Raw genomic sequence first — 22,142 nt, forward strand, 5'->3', positions numbered from 1 at the left:
CTTAATAACTTATAGATTTTGATAATATGCCTGTATGTTTTATACTGGATGATACATCTACATTAATTTGTAAATTCCTAAAATTTTCATTCCAATTTTCTTTTATTTGCTTCCATTCCTTAGGATGTTTTTTGTACAGTAAATCTCCAAATCCAAAAATATCTGCTGAAAGTCTATTTTTAGATGCATTTATAGCTGACATTGCCTCATTATATATAGCTTCATCCTGCTTTTTAGCCAAAAAATACATTATATTAGGGTTAGCATTAAAATCCAAATCATGTAGTATATCTTGATTTATCTCGTTAATATTTGATTTTTCTTTTATATTCACATTGATATGTATTCCCTTAGGTTCAATTGATGCTGTCAATCTACTTTTTGAGCTTAAAATATTTAAGTTTATTTTTCCTTCACTATCATCTTTAATCAATACGCTTCCACGTTTTATTTTTCCATTTATCCAGTTCATTCCTCTTGTTTCCTCTTCATTCATATATCCCACAAGCTTATATTTATTTAAAACTGCACTTCCAGATACAGTAAAGTCGTATTCAGATTTATTATCCCTTAAATCTTGTTTGCTTATTACACCGCACACATTTACACCTTCATTTTTATTTTTTTCAAAATCAAGATTTGTACATTTCCCTATTACTCCAAGGTCTCTTTGTACCCTAACCATATCTCCGATATCATATCCAGAGATTGAATTTTCTTTGGTACGTGTCTTTATTATATCAACGGCTGTACCTTTAGTTATAAGTATTGGAACTACAGGCCTTACATCATTTACCCTTAAAGAAAAATCTATGACGGACTGTATACCATGTTCTGCAAGTTTTTCTCCTATAACTATACACTTTTCATTTGAAAATTTGATTTTCTTACTTAACTGTCTTGAAATATTACTTATTGCTTCATTGATGGTTTTACCACTGGAAACATAAACCAAAGCACGTGTATTTTGATTTTGTTCCAATGATATACCTCTTCTAATAACTTGCAAACTTACCATGAAATTATTGTTGTCATCTAAATCAACACCTAATGCTGATACAAAACCGAGAGAGTCAATTTCATTTTTATCCTGGCATCCAGTAATTATAAATGGACAAAAACTAAATATTATTATCAAAATAAATAAATTCAATCTTTTAAATTTATTCATAGAACCTCCTAAAATCATATTTAATGATTTTTCCTATTTAAATTGCGTTTAAGATCGAGTATCCTCCGAGTATTTTTTAACTTTTTCATAGGAGCCCTGATAGCAACATCTTCCATGGAATTTATATTAAAAGGACAAATTGGGAACATATATGGAACTCCAAAAGATTTAATGGAAACAAGGCGCATGGTAACTATTAAAATCCCACAAATAAACCCAAACAACCCCAAACATCCACCTAATGCCAAAAGAAAGAATCTCATATATATAATAGGATGCTCTAATTCAAATGCCGGAACTACAAATTTTGTAATAGCAGTCAAGGATACTATTACCACCGTAGGAGTTCCTACTATTCCTGCCCTTACAGCTGAATCCCCAAGTACCAATGCACCAACCACACTTATAGTAGGGCCTAGAGTTTTAGATACTCTAATTCCAGCCTCCCTCATAAGCTCAAAAGCAATCAACATGAAAAATACCTCCCAAAATTCAGGGAACGGGACATTTGCCCTGGCTTCAATTATACTCAATAAGAGCCTGCTGGGTATAAGCTCTTGATGAAATGTTGTCAAAGCAACATATAATGCAGGAAGTTCAACAGTTATCATTAGAGCTAAATATCTTATAAATCTGTTTAATGTAGCTGAAGAATACTTTATATAATAGTCCTCACTTGACTGTAAAAATTCCACGAATAACCCTGGGATGGAGAGAACAACTGGAGATCCATCTACAATAATTACAATTCTTCCTTCCAATATTTTTGCACATGCTACATCCGGCTTTTCTGTCTTGAATATTACAGGATATATAGTTTTGGGTTGGTCATATATATACTCTGCTATGTAGTTGGATTCCAACAATGAGTCTATTTTTAGTCCTCTTAATTTTTTTCTCAATGTATTTACTATAGTTTCATTTGCATCGCCTGAAAGATACAACATCGAAACATCTGTACTCGTTTTTTCTCCTATTTTAAATTTTTCAACCTTCAAATTACAATTCTTTATCTTTTTTCTTATAAGTGCTATATTGGTCATAATTGATTCGGTAAACCCCTCTCTAGGGCCTCTGATTGACACTTCCGTAGGAGGTTCACTTATACTTCTGTTAGGCGGATTGTTTAAATCTACTTCAAATGAATTGGCCAGATCAGGTAAAAAGATAATTGGATTTCCTGATAAGACAGCCTCTATTGAATCCTCAAAATTTTCATGAACTTTCAAGTCGCTTATTCCCAGATTATATTTGAGCAAATCAGCATAATTTTTATTTGCTTTTTCCGAATTAATATTATCAGTCAACTTGGATATAAGGTTGTCTTCTATAAGTTTTTTTTCCACCAAATCATCTATATAGACTACAATGGCCATTTTATCTCTATAATTAAATAATGAAATTTCTCTTATAATTAAATCACAGCAGTTAGAAAAACATTTTTTTATGTAATCTATATTTTTTTGTATATCCGTAAATATCCTTACCTTATTTTTCTTTGTATTATCAACCAAATTTTAATCTCCTTATCTATAAGAATCAGACGTGTTCATAAGTATTACTACTATATTATTTATTATCCTTTTAATTTGCTGTAATTATTCATAAGATAACTAGAATTCAATATTAAACTTTTGCAAAATATTTCTTATGATGCTATACTTTTTGTAATTATAATCAATCTGAAACAGGGGTGTAATATAATATGTTAATAGATTTAAGCTTAAAAGTTACTGAAGCATATAATAAAGGTGCTTTAAATAATGAAAAAATGGCTTCTTTTGGTCATCTGGGTACTCATTTCGATGTTATGAACAAAGAGTTTCCATTGGAGTTTACAAAAAGAAAAGGAATAGTATTTGACGTACACGATATACCCTCTGACAGAGATATTGATGTATCTGATATCGATATTAGTCTAGTTGAACCCAATATGTTTGTTGCTTTTTATACAGGTTTTATAGAAAAGGAAAACTATGGCACAAAGGCCTATTTTACATTGCATCCACAATTGTCAAATAAGTTAATCGACCAGTTACCTGATAGGAAAGTTTCAATTATTGGCATTGATTGTGCAGGGGTAAGACGTGGTTTGGAGCATACACCTAAGGATCAATATTGTGCTGACAGAGGCGTATTTATTGTGGAAAATCTCTTTAATCTAGGCAGACTTTTAAATGGGAAGGATATACTGAAATTTACAGCAAATACATACCCAATTAATTTTTCAGATATGACGGGATTACCTTGTAGAGTAATAGCTGAGATTGAATAATCAATATGTTGAAAGCATGAAAACTCCAAATGAGCATAGATTTGATTTTCACATAAATCCATGCTCGTTTTTTATTATAATGTTGTATATGATTTTGCCTTTATATAATTTTCTATCTCATCTACAGCCCTTTTTTATTCTCCGGTACTTTTCATATCTTCACTCATATTTATCATATTTTCCTTATAAGTGTTGTCATAGGGTATTTCATGAGCTGTACTTCTTAAATTTTCAACTGTAATATTATTTCTATCAATTATCTTTTCAAGATAACTTCCAGCCAAAAATATCATTTCATATTGTATAATTGAAATTCTTCCCTAAATTTTACTTTACATGTGTAAATTATCTTACATATTGTTAAATCTGTAAGATATGTATATCATAAAATTTTATATTAACACCAAATATAACATATTCCTATTGATATTTCTATCACTTTTAGCTATAATAAATACTTGTTATACTAATTATTATTATGACAAGTATTGGAGGTGTTTTCATGTATGAATCTTATGATCAGTCCGTTGGAATTTTAACTAATGTTACCAATAAAAAACTAGTACGATATTTAAATACAAATCTTGAAAGGTTTAATATTACAACTGAACAGTGGATAGTGCTTCTCAAATTATCCGGGAAAAATAAAATAAGTCAAAAATCATTGGCTGAAATCGTCAATAAAGATCAACCCACTTTAACCAGAATATTGGATATTTTAGAAAAAAAGTCTTTGATAGAAAGGCATCCCAATGAAAAGGACAGACGGTGTTTTGTTTTACATATAACAGAAAAAGGTACAGCCCTTAAAGAAAAAATAGAGCCATTTTTAGAAAATGTTTTTGAAGTTATTCTTCAAGGAATACCTTCTGAAAATTTAAACATGTATACAAAAGTTCTATTGCAGCTAAATGAAAACATTGATAATGCATATAGTAAAAATAAATAAAGGAGGAAATATGGTGGAAACTTCAAAAAATTTATGGACAAAAGATTACATATTTATGTTATTATCAAATTTATTTATATATCTAGCCTTTTATATGCTTACTCCCACACTTCCGGCCTATGCAAAATTGTCTGGTGGAAGTAATTTGGAAAGTAGTCTTGTAGTAAGTACTTTTTCAATAACCTCTCTATTGGTCAGGCTTTTTGCAGGAAGTATTATGGACAAGTTCAGTATCAAACCCCTGCTTGCAATTGGTGCAGTAATATTGGCATTAACTACATTATCTTATAACTGGCTTTCTATAGATGCAATTATATTTATGCGTATACTTCAGGGAATAGGTTGGGGGCTTGCCTCTATTGGAGCAGCTGCTCTATTTTCCAATATCATACCAGAAAATAAAAGAGGCGAAGGTATGGGATACTACTCTCTTTCGATGATAATTTCCATGGCATTGTCTCCTGTAATTTCAATTATTATTATGAATGCATATGGTTTTAAAAATATCGTTTTTATTTCAATATTTTTAGTTGCTTTGGGAATTTTATCTTTAAGAATGGTAAAAGTAGAGAGGCTGCAAACTACATCCAACTCAATTAAAAAAATCAATTTAAAAGATGCCTTTGAAAAGAAAGCAGCTCTTCCTTCCCTACTGTGTTTTCTTCTTACGGTTACTTTATGTGGAATCATGAGTTACATAATGCTCTATGGAAAAGAACTAAAGCTAACTAACATCTGGATATATTTTATGGGATTTGTAGCAATGGTTCTTGTAACCAGACCTGTTATAGGAAAAATATTTGATAAAAAAGGACATGTTGTATTGATTATGCCAGGAGCTGTTTCTCTAATCATAGGTCTTGTCATATTATCATATGGACACTCTATTGGTGTAATATTGGTATCTTCTTTGTTCTATGGTCTTGGATATGGTGCTGTACAACCTTCATTGCAAGCTTGGGCGGTAAATCGTTCTCCTTCCAACAGAAAAGGTGCTGCCAATGGAACCTTCCTTTCATCCATGGATCTGGCCTATACACTAGGTTCCATATTTTTAAGTTTCATTGCTGAAAAACAAAGCTATGGATTTATGTACAGATTTTCTGCTATATTTATAGTTTTATTGCTAGTAATATATTCATATAATGTGATTAAGCATAATAATGCTGCTGTATTAAAAGAAAAAGTTTCCTGAGTTTAAAAATATACCAAAAAATATTGATCAATTATTTTTAATTTTATAGCAGCTGGTTGGCTGCTTATTTTTTTATAATTGCATATATACTAAGTATAATGCCAAAGGGAAGGTGATATGAATGTATGACCAACTGGTTAATTTAATCAGTGCCTTGGGGTTCCCTATAGCAGTTAGCGTATATCTTCTTATAAGTGTAGGTACAAAACTTGATTCATTGATCAATAATGTACAAAAACTTGAAGAAGATATATCTAACCTTATAAAATACCAAAGGGAGAAATAGCTATTTTCTATTTCTCCACTTATCTCTTAATTAAATTTATAAATTCAAAGCTTTTATGTTATACATAATGGATTCTACTATACTTGCTATAAAAGATGGTATGAATTTTTGAAGACATGCTATCTGTACAATAATTACAATTAAAACTGTAAATGAAACTACAAATACAACATGGTTTTGAGAAATTTTCAATGATTCATTTACACTCATAGTAAAGCATACGAGTGAGATTATAAGTCCAAGCAATGCAAGTATAATTCCCAAATAAACTGATGCATATGAAAAAATAATTGATAAAAATTTAAAGTAGACAACAGGCATTGCAACTATAAGTGCTGTTTTATAAAATTTAAAAACTTCAGGTTTATTTTTGGATAATATTGCATTTGACACACAAAGTATTATAAAAATAACTACTATTGAAATTAAAATAAGTACACAATTTTGAACAAACACTTGTCCATAAGGTATTTTTATAATTGCTTTTATCTGTCCCAGTCCTGCAGTTATCTCATTCATGTCACTATTACTTAATGAATCACCTAAACCAGGGTCAATAATTTTTGACATGGCAACTATTTTATTTATAAATTTTATTGCTACATCATTTATATTTGATACAATCTGATTTACTTTCCACATTCCAAGCAGCCCATTTACCACTACAGTAAACACCGTCAAAATAATGGTCGTATTTTTTCTACCACTATTTATAAAATTCTTTGCAGTTGTAACTGGCTTTACAAACATATTTATAAAAATTTTTGCTAGAACTTGCAAATCCATATTTATATTTGGTCTGTTTTTATGCTCAGCATTTGTGTCAATATTCTCCATCCTTGTTCCACAGTTTGGGCAATAAGCATCCCCTTCTTCAAGTTTTTGTCCACATTTAGAACAGTAAGCCATATTTATTACCTCCAGAATAAAATTTCTTATGATATACTTGTAAGTTGATACATTCCCATATCATCGTTGTATTTGAAACCATAAGTATATTTGAAACTCTTTATGGAACTATCCCCGTCTTTTGAGATTATCCTATAAACTTCCGCTGTAGTTACAGTTCCTGATTTATTGTCGTCTGATAAATTATAGGAAATTACGCTGCACGACACTATCTCTTCATTTACTCCCTTATTGTAAGTATCTGAAACATATTTTACCTGTGCATTATACAAATTACTTCCAGGATAAAGATACGGTGCTGTATTTGAAAAATCTCCTGAATTTATAGCCTGGCAAAAAGAAGTGGTATACATGCTCATGAGGTTACCTATCTGTGATTGTACATTACTTAAATTTTCCTCCGCGTCACTAAAATTAAGCTCTACATCACTATCTCCCGAGGTCACCATATACTCATCACTTTTTAATTTCTTGCCACCCTCATCAGCTATTGCATATATTTTCGTACCTGGATTTACAGGGCCAAAATTTCCTGCATCGCTTATTCTCACTTTTGAATTCTTGTTGTTCACAAAAATTTCAGCATTTGGATATTGCCCATTTATCTGAATATATTTCAGGTCTTTAAATACATCTACGTTTACCCTGTCATTTTCCGAATCTACAAGATCTATATCATAAGCTTTATTCAATGATGTATAATTGCCTTTATAATTTGCATATAATTTATATTTCCCAGGCATGAAAGGTCCAAATTCCTTTGTGAAATTATCTGTATCACTTTTTCCAATTTTGTTTCCATCAAGGGACAGTTCAACATTTTTTATACCTGTATTTATCTGTATAAAAGTAGGTCTAACATTTACCTTGTATTTTGGGAAAAAGAGCATTGTCCTTCCGGCAATTACCAGACTGAAATTATTTTTTGAAGCAGCACTTGCCTTTTTTATCAAATTGGTATTGGAAATCTGAGTGTTCATATTGTCTACTACTTTGTTCAAATAGGATGGGTTGTCTTTAAAATATGATATCAAAGTTGAACTTCCACTTTCGTCTATTTTCAATCTATTGTCATTAGAGTAAAGTATCTTGCTCAGATCGGATTTGTTCCCGGAGGCAATATCAGCTTGAAACCGGTCTGCTATTTTAGACGGGCCTGCAAGCGATCTGCCCATGAAAATAAAACACACAACTACAATTATTGCTATTACAGCCGACAATATGCCAATCTTTTTTCTCTTTGACAACTTAGGTAAACCAGGTTCCTCATCCAGTTCTTCATCCTCTACCTCTTCATCCTTCAAATTTTCATATTGTTTTGAGGCAAAATTATATCCACAATTATGGCATGTGGTTTCACCTTCTTCCAATTTGCTGCCACATTTTGTGCAGTAATTCATATTATCACTCCAATCATTGTAATATTCTTAAAATATTTATATAAAATTCATACTTTATTTATAATATATTCTACAAAATACATCAAATTCCTTTATGTTCAATATGCTCAGGTTTATAATAGATTTAATGAAATCAAAAATTGGATAGAAATATACTAACCTAGATTCACCAAGGAGTGTTAAATAAAACGTTCCTGAAAGGAAACTAAAGCCTTGAAATTTCCTAAAATCACCTGTCCTATATCACCGGTAAATTTCTCTCGAAAGTAATATCATAAAATATAATCTCCTCTTTAAAATAATCATATTTAAACAGTAATATTGAATTATTTATTCATATCAAACAATTCAATATATGAATTTATATTATAACGTAGCTTGTTTAATATTTAAACAAATGGGTAATTCTTTGTTATATATATAACATCTCTTATCTAAAAATTATATTTCAAGAAGTTTTTATTAGAAAAAAGTCATTATCCATATTGAATTATAGATGAAAATTAGTCTGTTATATCTATAATTAATTTGTGTTATATAACACAAATGGTTATATAATTCATATTATAATATTGTACTATTGATAATATTGCTATTTTGTACTATTATATATATATACTTTACAGCAATCATTATTTTATATTTATATTAAAATTTGAACTTAATTTGATTATTTAAAAGGAGTATTTAAATGATTACAGTTGTTTTAGATGGTAAGCAAATAGAAGCTGAAGAAAACGCCACTATACTTCAGGTAGCAAGGGATAACGATGTATATATACCTACACTTTGTTATCTGAAAGATTGTTATAATTTTGGCAAGTGCGGTATATGTCTTGTAGAGGCAAATGGCAGAACAATAACGGCATGTACTGCCAAAGTCAAAGAAGGCATGATAATTAACACCAAATCAGATACTGTAAAAGAAAGAATTAAAAAGAGAATGTCAAAACTTCTTGATTCTCATGAATTCAAATGTGGGCCATGCCCAAGAAGAGAAAATTGTGAATTTTTGAAGCTTGTTATCCAAACCAAAGCAAGAGCTTCAAAACCATTTTTACCAAAAGACAAATCTGAATATATAGACACAAGAAGCACTGCAATAATGCTTGACAGAACCAAATGCGTATTATGCGGCAGATGTGTTGCAGCATGCAAAACTCATTCCGGTACCTCTGTAATGAAGTTTATAAAAAAAGATGGCAAAAGAGCAGTTGGAATTGAAAACGACCTGTGTTTTGACAAGTCAAATTGTCTGCTGTGCGGTCAATGCGTAATTGCTTGTCCCGTTGCAGCTTTAACTGAAAAACCTCATATAGACAGAGTAAAAAAAGCACTTGCAGACCCTAAAAAACACGTAATTGTAGCTATGGCACCTTCCATTAGAACTGCCATTGGTGAGCTATTCAAAATGGGATTTGGAAAAGATGTAACAGGTAAACTCTATACTGCCTTAAGAATGCTGAATTTCGATAAAATATTTGATATAAACTTCGGAGCAGACATGACTATAATGGAAGAAGCTACTGAACTTTTGGAGAGAATAAAAAATGGCGGTCCTTTTCCAATGTTTACATCCTGCTGTCCAGCCTGGGTAAGACAAGCTCAAAATTATTATCCTGAATTACTTAAAAATCTTTCATCTGCAAAATCACCACAGCAGATATTCGGTACTGCCACTAAAACCTATTATCCTGCTATATCGGGGATAGAAGCGAAAGACGTATACACTGTTACCGTAATGCCCTGCAATGATAAAAAATATGAGGCCGATCTTCCCGAAATGGAAGTCAACGGAATGCGCTGCATAGATGCCGTAATAACTACCCGGGAACTTGCTAAAATGATAAAGGATGCAAAAATCAAATTCACCTCTCTGGAAGATGGAAAAGCTGATCCTGCCATGGGTGAATACAGTGGTGCGGGAGCAATATTCGGTACAACCGGCGGTGTTATGGAAGCTGCTTTGAGAACTGCAAAGGATTTTTCAGAAAATAAGGAACTTAAAAATATAGACTATACTGAAGTAAGAGGATTCAATGGAATAAAAGAAGCCACAGTTGAACTTTCAGGAAAATCATATAATGTTGCGGTAATAAATGGTGCTGCAAATTTATTCAAATTCATGAAATCTGATAAAATGAAAGAGAAACAGTACCACTTTATAGAAGTCATGGCATGTCCCGGGGGATGTATAAATGGAGGAGGCCAGCCACATATAAATGCTATGGACAGGGAGCTTGTAGACTACAAAGTCCTGAGGGCTTCTGTTCTGTATAATCAGGATAAAAACCTTCCAAGAAGAAAGTCCCATGAAAACCCTGCAATATTAAACATGTATGGCAGTTACTTTGGAAACCCAGGTCAAGGTCTTGCCCATAAGCTGCTTCATCATAACTATGCAGCAAAAAAATCATTGGTTTAAGGTAATATGGGGTCAGACCCCATGTATAAATTTTCCATGGGGTCTGACCCTTTAAGCAAAACCCTGTTCCGTACGGTTGATGATTTCATCCTGCAGGGCTCTATCCAGATTGTTGAAGTAATCACTGTATCCAGCAACCCTTACTATCAAATTATCATATTCCTCGGGATGCTTTTGAGCATCAAGCAAGGTTTTTCGGTCGACAACATTAAATTGTATATGATGACCATCCATAGCAAAATATGAACGGATCAAAACAGCCAGGTTGGATACTCCGTCTTCGCCCTGAACAACTGCCGGTGTAAACTTTTGATTCAACAATGCTCCTCCAGTCTTCAGCTGATCAATTTTGGAAGCAGACTTAATTACGGCTGTAGGGCCATTTCTGTCTGCACCTTTTTCAGGAGAAATACCATCTGGAAGTGGAATACCGGCATGGCGGCCATTGGGACTAGCTTCCATTACCTGACCAAAATATACATGACAAGTTGTTGGAAGGAATTCAACTACAGTCCTGGATCCCTTTGGTGTGGTTCTTCCTGCAATAGCATCCTGCAGAGAATTGGAAACATCTCTTAATATATCATCTGCATAATCATCGTCGTTTCCATACTTTGTAGTATTGTTATAGACTGTTTCAAATATTTCATCATAACCTTCAAAGTCAGATTTACAAGCTTTTAATAACTCATCCATAGAAAATTTCCTATCTTCAAATACATTTTTCTTTATGGAGACAAGTGAGTCAGTAATAGTTGCTATGCCTACACATTGAACATAGCTTGTATTATAGCGAGCTCCACCAGCATTATAGTCAATACCGGATTTAATGCAATCATCGGTTATGACGGATAACAATGGAACTGGCATATACTCCATATACATGCGTTCAATCAAATTGTTTCCTGCGATTTTTACGTTTACTATATATTCCAGCTGCCTGTAAAACGCTTCATAAACTTCATCATAGGACTTGAATTCACGTGGATCTCCAAGATCCAATCCAACCTGTTTTTTTGTATAGCTGTCGAATCCACGATTCAACACCAATTCAAATATTTTCGGTATATTCAAATATCCAGTCAGCACATAAGCCTCCTTCCCAGCTGTGCCGGTTTCTACACATCCGCTGGCAATTCCGCTTTCTCTGGCATCATCAATGGATTTACCAAGAAACAACAATTCCTGAATAATAGCTTCGGAATTGTAGAAAGCTGGCTGTCCCCACCCTTTCCGTGAGATTTTCACTGCCTCACGTAGAAATTTTTCTGGAGTTTTGCGGGATATCTGCACATTTGAACTAGGCTGCAGCAATTTCATATCATCCATTACTTCCAGAATCAAGTAGCTGACTTCATTTACACCTGTTGTTCCATCAGCACGCAGTGCCCCTGTATTGATGTTGCAGAAATCGGTATATGTTGCACTTTCCTTTAAAGTTATCCCAACCTTTGGGGGTGCAGGTTGATTGTTAAACTGTATCCATAGATTTTCTAAAATTTCACGAACTCCTTCACGAGTCAGACGGCCTTCTTCGATATCTTTCTCATAGAAAGGTTCAAGATGCTGATCAAATTTACCTGGAGAATAAGCATCCCAGTTATTCATTTCACTAGTAACTCCTATATGGGTAAACCAGTACATCTGTACTGCCTGACGGAAGGTTTCTGGTGCATGTTCTGGTACTGCATCGCAGACTTCAGCCAGATCCAATAATTCCTGTTTCCATTGTGAATTCTCTTCAATGGATGCCAGTGCACGTGCCTTGGCTGCATAACGCTGTCCAAAGATAATCATGCCTTCGCAAACCAGCTTCATACCTTCCAATTCTTCCTTTTTATTAAGTGCAAGTACATCATTGTTGTAATCCAAATGGTCAATTTCATATTGAATATCATCAATAAAATCAGCATACCCTTTACGGTATATCTTGCCGTCAGCTACAGTATGCCCTGGACCACGCTGCATCAAAAATTCAGTATACAGCCCTGCATCAAACAGCTTGTGCCATTCATCCGGCAATAATCTGTTCATCCGTGTCATCAGCGCACGATCCTTCCAGTAAGGAATAATTACTTCTTTCTGAATTCTCATGTCCTCTTCAGAAACTTTAAAAAAGACCTTTTCCCTGTTGTTCATATTATTAAAATCTTCCATAGTATGACAGCATAATTCCGGGAAAGTTGGTGCAGCCCACGGCTTGTGTCCTTTTTCTCCTAATATGATAGCGCCTTTTTCAATGTAAAGTGTACGATTTTCCATAATGTACTTAAAAGCTAATCCACGAAGAACTGGAGTTGAAAATTTTCCTTCATACTTTTTGTAAGCTTCTGTTAATAAAACTGCCCTCTCCATGGAAATACTGGGCTTACTTTTTTTAGTACTAATTTCTCTTAATCTCCTTATACGTTCTGTTGAACCTCTTTTTACTTCTTTTAATACTGATTCTGCCATTTTATTACCCCCTTAAAAATAATTACAATGAGCAAACACTAACCGCCAATTTTTACAGTATACCCGACTTTTTCGAAGTATCCCTTGATTTCCTCTATACGTTCATCATCTGGTTTTTCAAAGTTTTGAGTACATTCCCTGTTCAAGCTACTATACTTGTCCCTGCCAAAATCGTGGTATGGCAGAAGATTAATACTTTCAATGGAAATATTCTGTTCTCTGAGCCAGGATGCAATTCCACAAATTGCTTCATCATCAACATTGACATCATTAATTAGAATAAGACGCAAATTGATTTTTCCTCCATGACTGCTTATCAACTTAAGATTTTCCAACACAAGATTATTGGATGTTCCCGTATATTTTTCATGCATTTCAGAATTGATTAACTTTAAGTCATATAGAAAAAGATCAGTATAAGGTAATATTCGTTCATAATTATGAGATGGAACTACACCACAGGTATCAATGACTACGGATACCCCTAATCTATTAAGTTCTTTTACCAACTCTTCAATATAATCCATATCCTGGGTCATAACTTCTCCTCCGGATAAAGTTACGCCGCCGCCGGATTGATCATAAAATATCTGATCTGCCTGAACTATCTTTACAAGCTCCTTTACAGTATATTGCCTGCCTATCACTTCTTCTTTTCCATCCTTGTTTTTCATCAATTCAGGCTGATACCTTTGGCTTTCTGGATTATGACACCACATGCACTTTAACGGGCAGCCCTTAAAAAAAATTGTAGTGCGTACACCCGGCCCGTCATGAACAGAAAATTTTTGAATGTTGAATATATAAGGCATGTTGATTGAAACCGCCCCCTCTTATTTTTACTTTTGATTATAATTCATAATAATGAAAATTTCAATATTATTTTTCATATTAATGAATTTATGTATTAATAGAAAAAGGCTTTATTACTTGAAAAGTTTTTGAGAATCCACTATACTTTTTGTATTTAAAAGATTATGTAAATTAGTTATTTCTTACTTGAAATTGTGAAAGGAATGGTTATATTCCATGAATATAGGAGAAAAAGTTAAAGAATTGCGCAATAAAAGAGGTTTAACACTGAAAGACATGTCTGAGAAAACCGGATTGTCTACTGGATTTCTTTCGCAATTTGAACGCGGTATAACAACAATTGCAGTAGAACATCTGTACAATATTTCCCGTGTACTTAATGTGAAGATCAATTATTTTTTTGACGATGAAGAAAAAGAACTGGTCATAAGAAGTTATGAACAGTCCTCCATCCACCAATTAAATAAAACCATATATAAAAGTCTAAGTCGTTATCCTGAGGATAAAATGATTTCCCCTGAACTAGTTGAACTTTTACCAAAAGAAGACCATCAATATCCAGAGGTCTATGCCCATAATGGAGAGGAGTTCGTCTATGTTTTAGAGGGAATACTAACATTGATAATTGATGATAAAATATTAAAGATGTATCCCGGTGATTCCGCCCATTATCTATCCACCCAAAAACACAACTGGGACAATAGAACTAATAAAGTGGTAAAATTTATTACTGTTCATTATCCCAAAAATATCTGATTTTTTGTATTGAAAAAGCAGATGAAATTTCTTCACTCTGCTTTTTTAATTTACTTTTTTACCACGGGGCCTGACCCCCTATAAGTTTTTGCCATGGGGTCTGACCCCACCCATAAGTTTTGAAATCTGTATCAATACAAATGTCATAAAAGAGAACAACACTATAGTTCCAACCTGCTTCAAATTCAGATTACTGATTTCAAATACAGCCTTCAGTGGAGGTAGGAACAATACCATACTTAAAAGTGCGACTCCCAATCCAAAAGCAAACCATACATATTTATTTGAGAACAATCCAATTTTAAATATGGACTCTCTGGATCTGCAGTTAAATCCATGAAACAATCTGGACAGGCACAGTGTTGAAAATGCCATGGTACTTGCCAGCATGTGATCTCCCGTTTTCAATCCAGTGTAAAAAGCGAGTATGGTAAATGCAGCGATTATAAGACCTTCAATCAGTATTCCCTTTCCAAAAGCCTTTGTCAAAATAGGTGTATTTATATTTCTAGGCTTTTCCTTCATTACATTGTCCTTGTAAGATTCCAATCCAAGTGCAATTGCTGGAAGACTATCTGTAACAAGGTTTATAAACAAGAGATGAGCTGGAGTAAATGGTATAGGCAATGCAGCCAGTGAAGTATAAAGTACCGCCATTATTCCTGCCGTATTCCCAGATAGTAGAAATTTAATGGAGTTCTTTATGTTGTTGTATATATTTCTTCCGCTGCAAATAGATTTTACTATAGTTGCAAAATTATCATCCATAAGCACCATTGAAGCTGCATCCTTGGAAACTTCCGTACCCGTTATTCCCATTGCTATTCCTATATCTGCCTGTTTTAGGGCAGGAGCATCATTTACACCGTCTCCGGTCATGGCAACTATATTGTCCTTTTCCTGCCATGCTTTTACTATTCTTATCTTGTGTTCCGGAGATACTCTTGCGTAGACAGATACTTTGTCCACTTTTTCCTTAAGCTCCTCATCGCTTAAATTATCAAGTTCATATCCTTCAACAGCTTCATCTTTGTCTTTTAAAATTCCTATTTCCCTTGCAATTGCAGAAGCTGTAATTTTATGGTCACCAGTTATCATCACTGTCCTTATTCCCGCTTTTATACAGCTTGAAATAGCCCTGGCAGATTCTTCTCTCGGAGGGTCCATCATAGCTGTCAGTGCCACAAATACCAGATCATTTTCCTGATTTAAATCCAACTCGGTTTTGTCAATATCTATTTCCTTATATGTTACAGCCAGTACCCTCAATCCAGTTTTTGAAAAATCTTCATTTGCCCTTTCTATTCTACTCTTGCCCTCTTCTGTTATATCCATGATTCCACTGGAAGTCTGTATCTTTGAAATTCTGTCTATGAGTACATCAGGTGCCCCTTTTGTTACCATCAACGTCCTGTCCTTTACTCTGTGGACAGTACTCATGATTTTTCTTTCTGAATCAAAAGGAATTTCACCTATTCTAGAATATTCTTTTCTAAGTGACAGTTCATCCATATTGTAAATTTCGCCAAGATCCACCAGGGCAATCTCAGTTGGATCCCCTATCTTTTCTCCATACGTAGTAGATGCATCATTACACAATATTCCCATAAGCACAGCTTGTTTTTCTACTTCATTTTCTAGATTCAACTCTGTGGAATTCAATACTTTATTGTCTGTATAGAGTTTTTTTACAGTCATCTTGTTCTGCGTAAGAGTCCCGGTTTTATCTGAACATATTACAGATACACTTCCAAGTCCCTCAACGGCTTTAAGCTTTTTCACAATTGCATTTTCCCTGGCCATCTTTTGAGTACCAAGTGCCAGTACTATTGTAACAATGGAACTTAGGGCCTCTGGAATAGCCGCTACCGCAAGTGCTATTGAGAACATTATGGAATCCATAACCGGATATCCTCTAAATACATCCAGAATGAAAATCAGAACACATATTATCAATATTAAAATTGAGAGTTTTTTGCTGAAGTTATCCAGATTCACTTGAAGAGGTGTTTTCTTCTCTTCAGTATTTTTTAAAAGTGAAGCTACCTTTCCAAGTTCTGTTTTCATGCCTGTACCGGTTACAACTATAACTGCCCTGCCGTATGTTACAAGACTTCCTGAGAAGAGCATGTTCTTTCTGTCCCCTATAGCTGCATTGTCACCTTCTATTATGTCCTGGGTTTTTGATACATTTTCCGACTCACCTGTAAGAGAACTTTCATTTACCTGAATGCTGTAATTTTCTATAATTCTGCCATCGGCGCTTATATAGTCACCAGCTTCAAGATATAGAATATCACCTACAACAACTTCCCTTGATGATATTTCCACCTGAATTCCATTTCGCAGTACTTTTGCAGTAGGTGTAGAAAGTGCCTTTAAACTCTTCAAGGATTTTTCAGCTTTCACCTGCTGAACCGTACCTAAAATTGAATTGAGGATTATAACTGCAAATATAACCATGGCACTTTCAAAATTACCTGTAAATATGGACACTGTAGCAGCTACTATCAGTATAACTATGAGTAGATCCTTGAACTGCTCCATGAAAATTTGGAATATACTCTTTTTATGTCCTTCACATAATTCGTTGTATCCATATTGCTGCTGCCTCTTTTCCACTTCAGAATCATTTAAGCCCTTTGAAGAAACTTTTAAAATATCCAGTACTTCCGGAATGGATTTTCCATAAAACTTTTTCAATACAACCACCACCTTATAAAAATAAATAAAGACCTTCAATATAATTCCAGACAGAATCTGAAATTATATTAAAAGTCTTATAACCAATCAATTGGTATACAATGCCAGATTAGAAAACTAATCGTAATGTTGACATTATATTTGTAATTACTCCCTTTTAATATATCACATGTTTTATATGACAATATAATATAGTATTTTATACTGTTTGTCAATATTTATTTATATAGAAATTAACTATCGGTTAATTTTTATGTATAATAATTAACTTCAGCTCCATTGGTACATTGCTAATAATACTATATAATAAAATCTATAGATTTCTATAAATTTTGTATAAAGTGGTGTATAGCAAATGGATAAATTAAAAATAGGTGAAGTAATATTTAAACTAAGAAAGAAAAAAGGCCTTACCCAGGATGAGTTAGGCAATTTTATCGGAGTATCCACTGCAGCTGTATCAAAATGGGAAAGTGGAAGTTCATATCCGGATATAACCCTTCTTCCTGTACTTGCATCATTTTTTAATATTTCAATAGATGAACTTTTATCCTATAATACTGAGCTGTCAGATGATAAAGTTATAGAAATATCCAAAGAATGTGAATCACTATTTACAGGTAAAGACATTTCAAGCGCAATAGAAAAAAGCAGGGAATATATAGAGCAATACAGATCAAGTTATTATTTGAAGTCTGAAATAGGAAGGTTGTTCTATCTATATTGTTGGAAAATAGATGATAATGGTAGAGTCAGGGAAATGATAGACTATTCTATAAAATTATTTGAAGATACAGTAAACAACTGCAGTAAGATTAACTTGGTTGAAAAATCACTGTATCAACTGAGCAGCCTGTATTCTTCAATTGGCCAATATGATAAAGCTATAGACGCTTTAAACAAAATTCACAATAATAAATTAAATATAAATCTCATGCTTTCAATTGTATATATAAAGAAAAATAATATAAAAAAGGCTAGAAAAATCCTACAAGGAGAACTATGGAAAAACATTTTTGAAAACAGTAATATTTGTATGGTACTGGCAAATTCCTATTTGCACTGTGAAAAAGATATTAATATAATAGAAAGATACTTAAATCTCTGTATAAGCAACAAAAAACTGTTCTCTCCCGAATGCGGCAACGTATTGGGACTTCACATAGAATATATAAATTTTGCACAGGTTTATCTGCAATTCGGCGAAAATGAAAAAGCACTGGATATGCTTCATAAGTGGAGGATGGACTTCAGTCAATAATATAAACAAACCAAAGGATTTCAAAAACATATGGTGCTTTAAAATTCATCATACCATATTTGTATTGACATAAAATCTAATTTATAATATTCTATTATATAGACCAGTTATTATAATATTATTTTATTGAAAGGATACAAACTATGAATTCCAAAAATAACTCAAGGGAAAAAATACTTAATGCTGCCACTAAATTTTTTCAAGCCAACGGCTTCAATGGCACCGGGTTAAATGAAATCTTAAAAGAAAGCAAATCACCCAAAGGTTCACTCTATTATTACTTTCCCGAAGGGAAAGAACAATTGGCTTTAGAGGCAATTCAGCTGGCTAGCACGTCCATAGTAAAAAAGGTAAAAAATACTCTAAGTAAACATACTGATCCCGTTAAAGCCATAAAATATTTGATAAACAATATAATAAACGACTTGAAACAAGAAAATAAGCTTCAGGATATTTCTATAAGCCTGATAGCTTTAGAAACCTATTCCTCAAATGAACGTTTAAGGAAAGCTTGTAAAGACGCATTTACAGCTTTAAGCAATGTATACACTGACAAATTAATTGAAAGTGGTTTTCCAGAACAAAGAGCTGAAGAATTAGGTATGACTATCGAAATAATGATTGAAGGAGCTATCACCATTTGTGTTACAAGAAACGATACTGCCCCACTTTCCACAATCAGCAATAGTATGGATATTTTGTTGTCCTAAATTAATATCCCTGCTATTGATTTTTAATTCTTATATACAGACTGGTCTAAATATTGAAAGGAGTACAATATATATCATGCAGCAAGGAAATTATATACAAACCAAAAAATACAATACAAAAATTATAATGTTTACACTTCTTCTTGGAAGTTTTATAGCACTTTTTAATGAAACCATATTAAACATAGCGTTTCCAAAATTGATGATGGAAATGAATGTAGGTGCTACAACAGTACAATGGCTTACTACCGGCTATGTACTTGTAATTGCAATTTTAATGCCTGTTACAGCATTCCTCATGAATACTTATACAACCAAAAAATTATTTATGGCAGCCATCACATTGTTCCTGATTGGAACTGTATGTGCATTTTTCTCTGCGTCATTCCCCCTACTGCTCATATCTAGAATTATACAAGCACTTGGTACAAGCATGTTGATACCAATTTTGATGAATACGGCCCTTATAATAAACCCTCCGGAAAAACGTGGTGCGGTAATGGGTGCATGTGTATGCGTAATATCATTGGGACCTGCATTCGGCCCTACTTTTTCAGGCATATTATTGCAATATTTTTCATGGCATATACTGTTTTTAATTTTAATCCCAGTTTTAGTGTTATGCCTGATTTTAGGTAATATATTCCTGGAAAATGTAAATACAATAACCAAACCAAAGATAGATTATCTGTCCGTTTTATTGTCAGCTATAGGCATTGGATGTATTATATACTCCATAAGTTCCATATCCAATACAAATATAGCTGTTATTTTAGCAATATTTATAATCGGTATAATATCGACGGCACTTTTCTGCAGAAGGCAATCATCATTGGAACAGCCTATGCTGCAAATAAAATCATTTAAGCACCCTGTATTTACAAGAAGTGTAATATTGATAGTAATTGTTCAAATGCTGCAGTTCTCAATGAATATAGTGTTACCTATGGTTTTTGAAAATGGATTTAAAGCATCAACTTTGATAACCGGAATTATTCTACTTCCTGCAACCCTTCTATATTCATTTTTATCGCCTGTATCCGGAAAATTATATGACAATATCGGCGGAAAAATAATAATTCCCTGTGGAGTTTTACTGGCATGTATTTCAATTTTTATACTATCCACTATCACAAAATCAAATTCTATTTTGGCAGCAATTATTTTATACTGCTTAATATGTGTAGGAACATCCATGGCTGCATCAAATACACAGACAACCGCGCTTAACCAACTGCCAGGCAAATTCAGGGCAGATGGAATTGCAATCATAAACACCCTTATGCAAATAGCCGGCTGTTTGGGTTCTGCCATATTTTTGGGAATCATGTCGTCTTATGAAAACAAATATTTGGCAGTCTCCCCTAATAAAATAGATGCAGCATTCCACGGGTTTAATTATTCCCTCAAATTTGCAGGCATTATATTCATAATTGGATTCATAATATCATTAACTCTGAAATACAATACTAAAAAAGATAGTTAGAGTTATGATTTTCTAATTTTAAGACGTCACATTTATTATCCATGACATATATATTAACTTTCTTTAGAGCATCGGCATTCAGCATTCCTCTGTGCAGAATGCCAAATTAGCCTCTGCACTGGTATCCTTTATCACTTATGTTTATTCCCCTTTCACCTGCAAGTTTCTTTGTATTGCCTGTCTTTACATAATATTTCACTGCTATTTTCCGGGAAATAATTGAAACTTTGAATCGAATATTGAAAAAGATAGTAAAATCTGGCTATTAGGTACAGAACTGAATCATATGCACTACAAATTTGGAAGCATAATATAAATTTATGCTTCCAATTATTTTAGTAAGTTTATAAAATATTCTTAACTATACGTTCCATATTTTTATAAGATATTTTTTCCAGATCCTCTTTACTATATCCTCTTTTACTTAAAATGTTTAATAAGTTAGGTATTTTAGAAGCATATTCAATCCCTGGAGTCCCTATATATTTTTCATTTTGAAATGATGAGAGGGTTTTTGGATCTAGATAATCTCCAAAATCGAATCCAAAACCTACATGGTCTATTCCAATCAAGTTTGCTATATAATCTATGTGATTTGCCAACTTCTCGGCAGATGGACTTTCTTTATCAATAAAATCTCCCCATGAATTAACCCCTATAACACCATCTCTTTCCCCTACAGCCTTAATCTGATCATCTCTTAAATTTCTAGGTGAACTGCATAAATTATATACATTGGAATGTGACGCTATAAAAGGTTTAGTTGTATTTTCATATACATCCCAAAATGTTTTTTCATTTGCATGGGAAACATCAATTATCATTCCCAGCTTTTCCATCCTATTTACAACTTCTACTCCCAATTTTGTAAGCCCTCTATCTTTATGTTGACTCCCCACTCCTGTAGCAAATGCATTTTCCCTATTCCACGTAAGCATTGCATGCCTTGCTCCAAATCTATATAGAGTATCTATTAGGCTTACATCATTTTTAAAACCGTCTATACCTTCTAAACCAATTATTATTGCAAGCTTATCTTTCTTATTTAATTCAATTAAATCCTCATATTTATATACAACTCCAGCATAGTCAGACATATCCCTTATTTCTTCTGAAACAGCCCCCATAATTTCCAACATTCTCCATGTGCAATCTTTATCAAAATATAGAGGTTCAATCCATATACCCAAGATTGAAGCTGATACATGTCCTTCTTTCAGCTGATCCATATGATAATTTTTCATAATATTCTTTTCGCCTTCTAATCTTCTTACAGTAACATCTGTAAATATATCAGAATGTGCATCAAAAACTTTCATTCTATATCTACCTCCATATAAATGATCATT

Annotated in this window: 18 protein-coding genes; 9 read left to right on the top strand and 9 right to left on the bottom strand. The window is 33.1% G+C overall.

Annotated elements, in window-relative coordinates:
- Window position 1 precedes the first annotated feature (1 nt).
- Both KM800_RS00730 and KM800_RS00735 read right to left on the bottom strand, forming a co-directional pair.
- The gene (locus KM800_RS00730) at window positions 2–1,171 is read right to left on the bottom strand and encodes a Ger(x)C family spore germination protein (protein WP_217811352.1); all 1,170 of its coding nucleotides are present in this window, start codon (window positions 1,169–1,171) and stop codon (window positions 2–4) included.
- A gap of 20 nt (window positions 1,172–1,191) precedes the next feature.
- Window positions 1,192–2,685: a spore germination protein gene (locus KM800_RS00735; RefSeq protein ID WP_217811353.1), complete on the bottom strand. Its 1,494-nt coding sequence runs from the start codon at window positions 2,683–2,685 to the stop codon at window positions 1,192–1,194.
- 191 nt (window positions 2,686–2,876) lie between these two features.
- Between KM800_RS00735 and KM800_RS00740 the strand changes: the two genes are divergently transcribed.
- On the top strand, window positions 2,877–3,446 hold the full coding sequence (locus KM800_RS00740; RefSeq protein WP_017752947.1) for a cyclase family protein: 570 nt from the start codon (window positions 2,877–2,879) through the stop codon (window positions 3,444–3,446).
- Between the two features lie 134 nt (window positions 3,447–3,580).
- On the opposite strand, the gene KM800_RS00745 is transcribed toward KM800_RS00740, so the two are convergent.
- Window positions 3,581–3,730, bottom strand: a complete 150-nt coding sequence (locus KM800_RS00745) for a hypothetical protein (protein ID WP_195604174.1) — start codon at window positions 3,728–3,730, stop codon at window positions 3,581–3,583.
- A gap of 218 nt (window positions 3,731–3,948) precedes the next feature.
- On the opposite strand from KM800_RS00745, the gene KM800_RS00750 reads away from it, so the two are divergent.
- The 3 genes from KM800_RS00750 (at window position 3,949) to KM800_RS00760 (ending at window position 5,876) form a co-directional block, all read left to right on the top strand.
- Complete coding sequence (locus KM800_RS00750) at window positions 3,949–4,395, top strand: MarR family winged helix-turn-helix transcriptional regulator (protein ID WP_017752949.1); 447 nt, start codon at window positions 3,949–3,951, stop codon at window positions 4,393–4,395.
- Entirely contained in the window at window positions 4,373–5,590 is a 1,218-nt protein-coding gene (locus tag KM800_RS00755; protein WP_017752950.1) for an MFS transporter, read from the top strand. Before KM800_RS00750 ends, KM800_RS00755 begins: the two co-directional genes overlap by 23 nt.
- Before the next feature lie 121 nt (window positions 5,591–5,711).
- On the top strand, window positions 5,712–5,876 hold the full coding sequence (locus KM800_RS00760) for a YvrJ family protein (RefSeq protein WP_017752951.1): 165 nt from the start codon (window positions 5,712–5,714) through the stop codon (window positions 5,874–5,876).
- Window positions 5,877–5,912: 36 nt separating this feature from the next.
- Here KM800_RS00760 and KM800_RS00765 read toward each other — a convergent pair whose 3' ends face one another.
- Window positions 5,913–6,785 carry a zinc ribbon domain-containing protein gene (locus tag KM800_RS00765; RefSeq protein ID WP_039652863.1) on the bottom strand — a complete coding sequence of 291 codons (873 nt, stop codon included), beginning with the start codon at window positions 6,783–6,785 and terminating at the stop codon, window positions 5,913–5,915.
- Window positions 6,786–6,811: 26 nt separating this feature from the next.
- A complete protein-coding gene (locus tag KM800_RS00770; RefSeq protein ID WP_217811354.1) occupies window positions 6,812–8,185 on the bottom strand; it encodes a zinc ribbon domain-containing protein in 1,374 nt (457 codons plus the stop codon).
- 691 nt (window positions 8,186–8,876) lie between these two features.
- Here KM800_RS00770 and KM800_RS00775 point away from each other — a divergent pair.
- Window positions 8,877–10,610, top strand: coding sequence for a ferredoxin hydrogenase (locus tag KM800_RS00775; RefSeq protein WP_017895845.1), 1,734 nt, complete (start codon window positions 8,877–8,879; stop codon window positions 10,608–10,610).
- A 51-nt stretch (window positions 10,611–10,661) separates the two neighbouring features.
- Here KM800_RS00775 and hypD read toward each other — a convergent pair whose 3' ends face one another.
- Together hypD and KM800_RS00785 are read right to left on the bottom strand one after the other, a co-directional pair.
- Window positions 10,662–13,064 (bottom strand): trans-4-hydroxy-L-proline dehydratase, encoded by a 2,403-nt coding sequence (gene hypD, locus KM800_RS00780; RefSeq protein WP_217811355.1) that lies wholly within the window; start codon window positions 13,062–13,064, stop codon window positions 10,662–10,664.
- A 38-nt stretch (window positions 13,065–13,102) separates the two neighbouring features.
- The gene (locus tag KM800_RS00785; protein WP_017895843.1) at window positions 13,103–13,876 is read right to left on the bottom strand and encodes a glycyl-radical enzyme activating protein; all 774 of its coding nucleotides are present in this window, start codon (window positions 13,874–13,876) and stop codon (window positions 13,103–13,105) included.
- Between the two features lie 217 nt (window positions 13,877–14,093).
- On the opposite strand from KM800_RS00785, the gene KM800_RS00790 reads away from it, so the two are divergent.
- Window positions 14,094–14,633 carry a helix-turn-helix domain-containing protein gene (locus KM800_RS00790; RefSeq protein ID WP_017752957.1) on the top strand — a complete coding sequence of 180 codons (540 nt, stop codon included), beginning with the start codon at window positions 14,094–14,096 and terminating at the stop codon, window positions 14,631–14,633.
- Window positions 14,634–14,711: 78 nt separating this feature from the next.
- Here the strand turns inward: KM800_RS00790 and KM800_RS00795 are convergent, their stop codons facing one another.
- Window positions 14,712–17,336, bottom strand: a complete 2,625-nt coding sequence (locus KM800_RS00795) for a cation-translocating P-type ATPase (protein ID WP_217811356.1) — start codon at window positions 17,334–17,336, stop codon at window positions 14,712–14,714.
- A 355-nt stretch (window positions 17,337–17,691) separates the two neighbouring features.
- On the opposite strand from KM800_RS00795, the gene KM800_RS00800 reads away from it, so the two are divergent.
- The 3 genes from KM800_RS00800 to KM800_RS00810 all read left to right on the top strand — a co-directional run bounded on the left by KM800_RS00800 (window position 17,692) and on the right by KM800_RS00810 (window position 20,793).
- Complete coding sequence (locus tag KM800_RS00800) at window positions 17,692–18,597, top strand: helix-turn-helix domain-containing protein (protein ID WP_195604357.1); 906 nt, start codon at window positions 17,692–17,694, stop codon at window positions 18,595–18,597.
- Window positions 18,598–18,740: 143 nt separating this feature from the next.
- Window positions 18,741–19,307, top strand: a complete 567-nt coding sequence (locus KM800_RS00805) for a TetR/AcrR family transcriptional regulator (RefSeq protein WP_017895840.1) — start codon at window positions 18,741–18,743, stop codon at window positions 19,305–19,307.
- Between the two features lie 76 nt (window positions 19,308–19,383).
- Window positions 19,384–20,793: an MDR family MFS transporter gene (locus tag KM800_RS00810; RefSeq protein WP_017752251.1), complete on the top strand. Its 1,410-nt coding sequence runs from the start codon at window positions 19,384–19,386 to the stop codon at window positions 20,791–20,793.
- 344 nt (window positions 20,794–21,137) lie between these two features.
- Here the strand turns inward: KM800_RS00810 and KM800_RS00815 are convergent, their stop codons facing one another.
- Complete coding sequence (locus tag KM800_RS00815; RefSeq protein WP_217811357.1) at window positions 21,138–22,112, bottom strand: dipeptidase; 975 nt, start codon at window positions 22,110–22,112, stop codon at window positions 21,138–21,140.
- Window positions 22,113–22,142 lie beyond the last annotated feature (30 nt).

This window comes from Clostridium tyrobutyricum (genome assembly GCF_019144085.1).
GTDB lineage: Bacteria > Bacillota > Clostridia > Clostridiales > Clostridiaceae > Clostridium_B > Clostridium_B tyrobutyricum_A.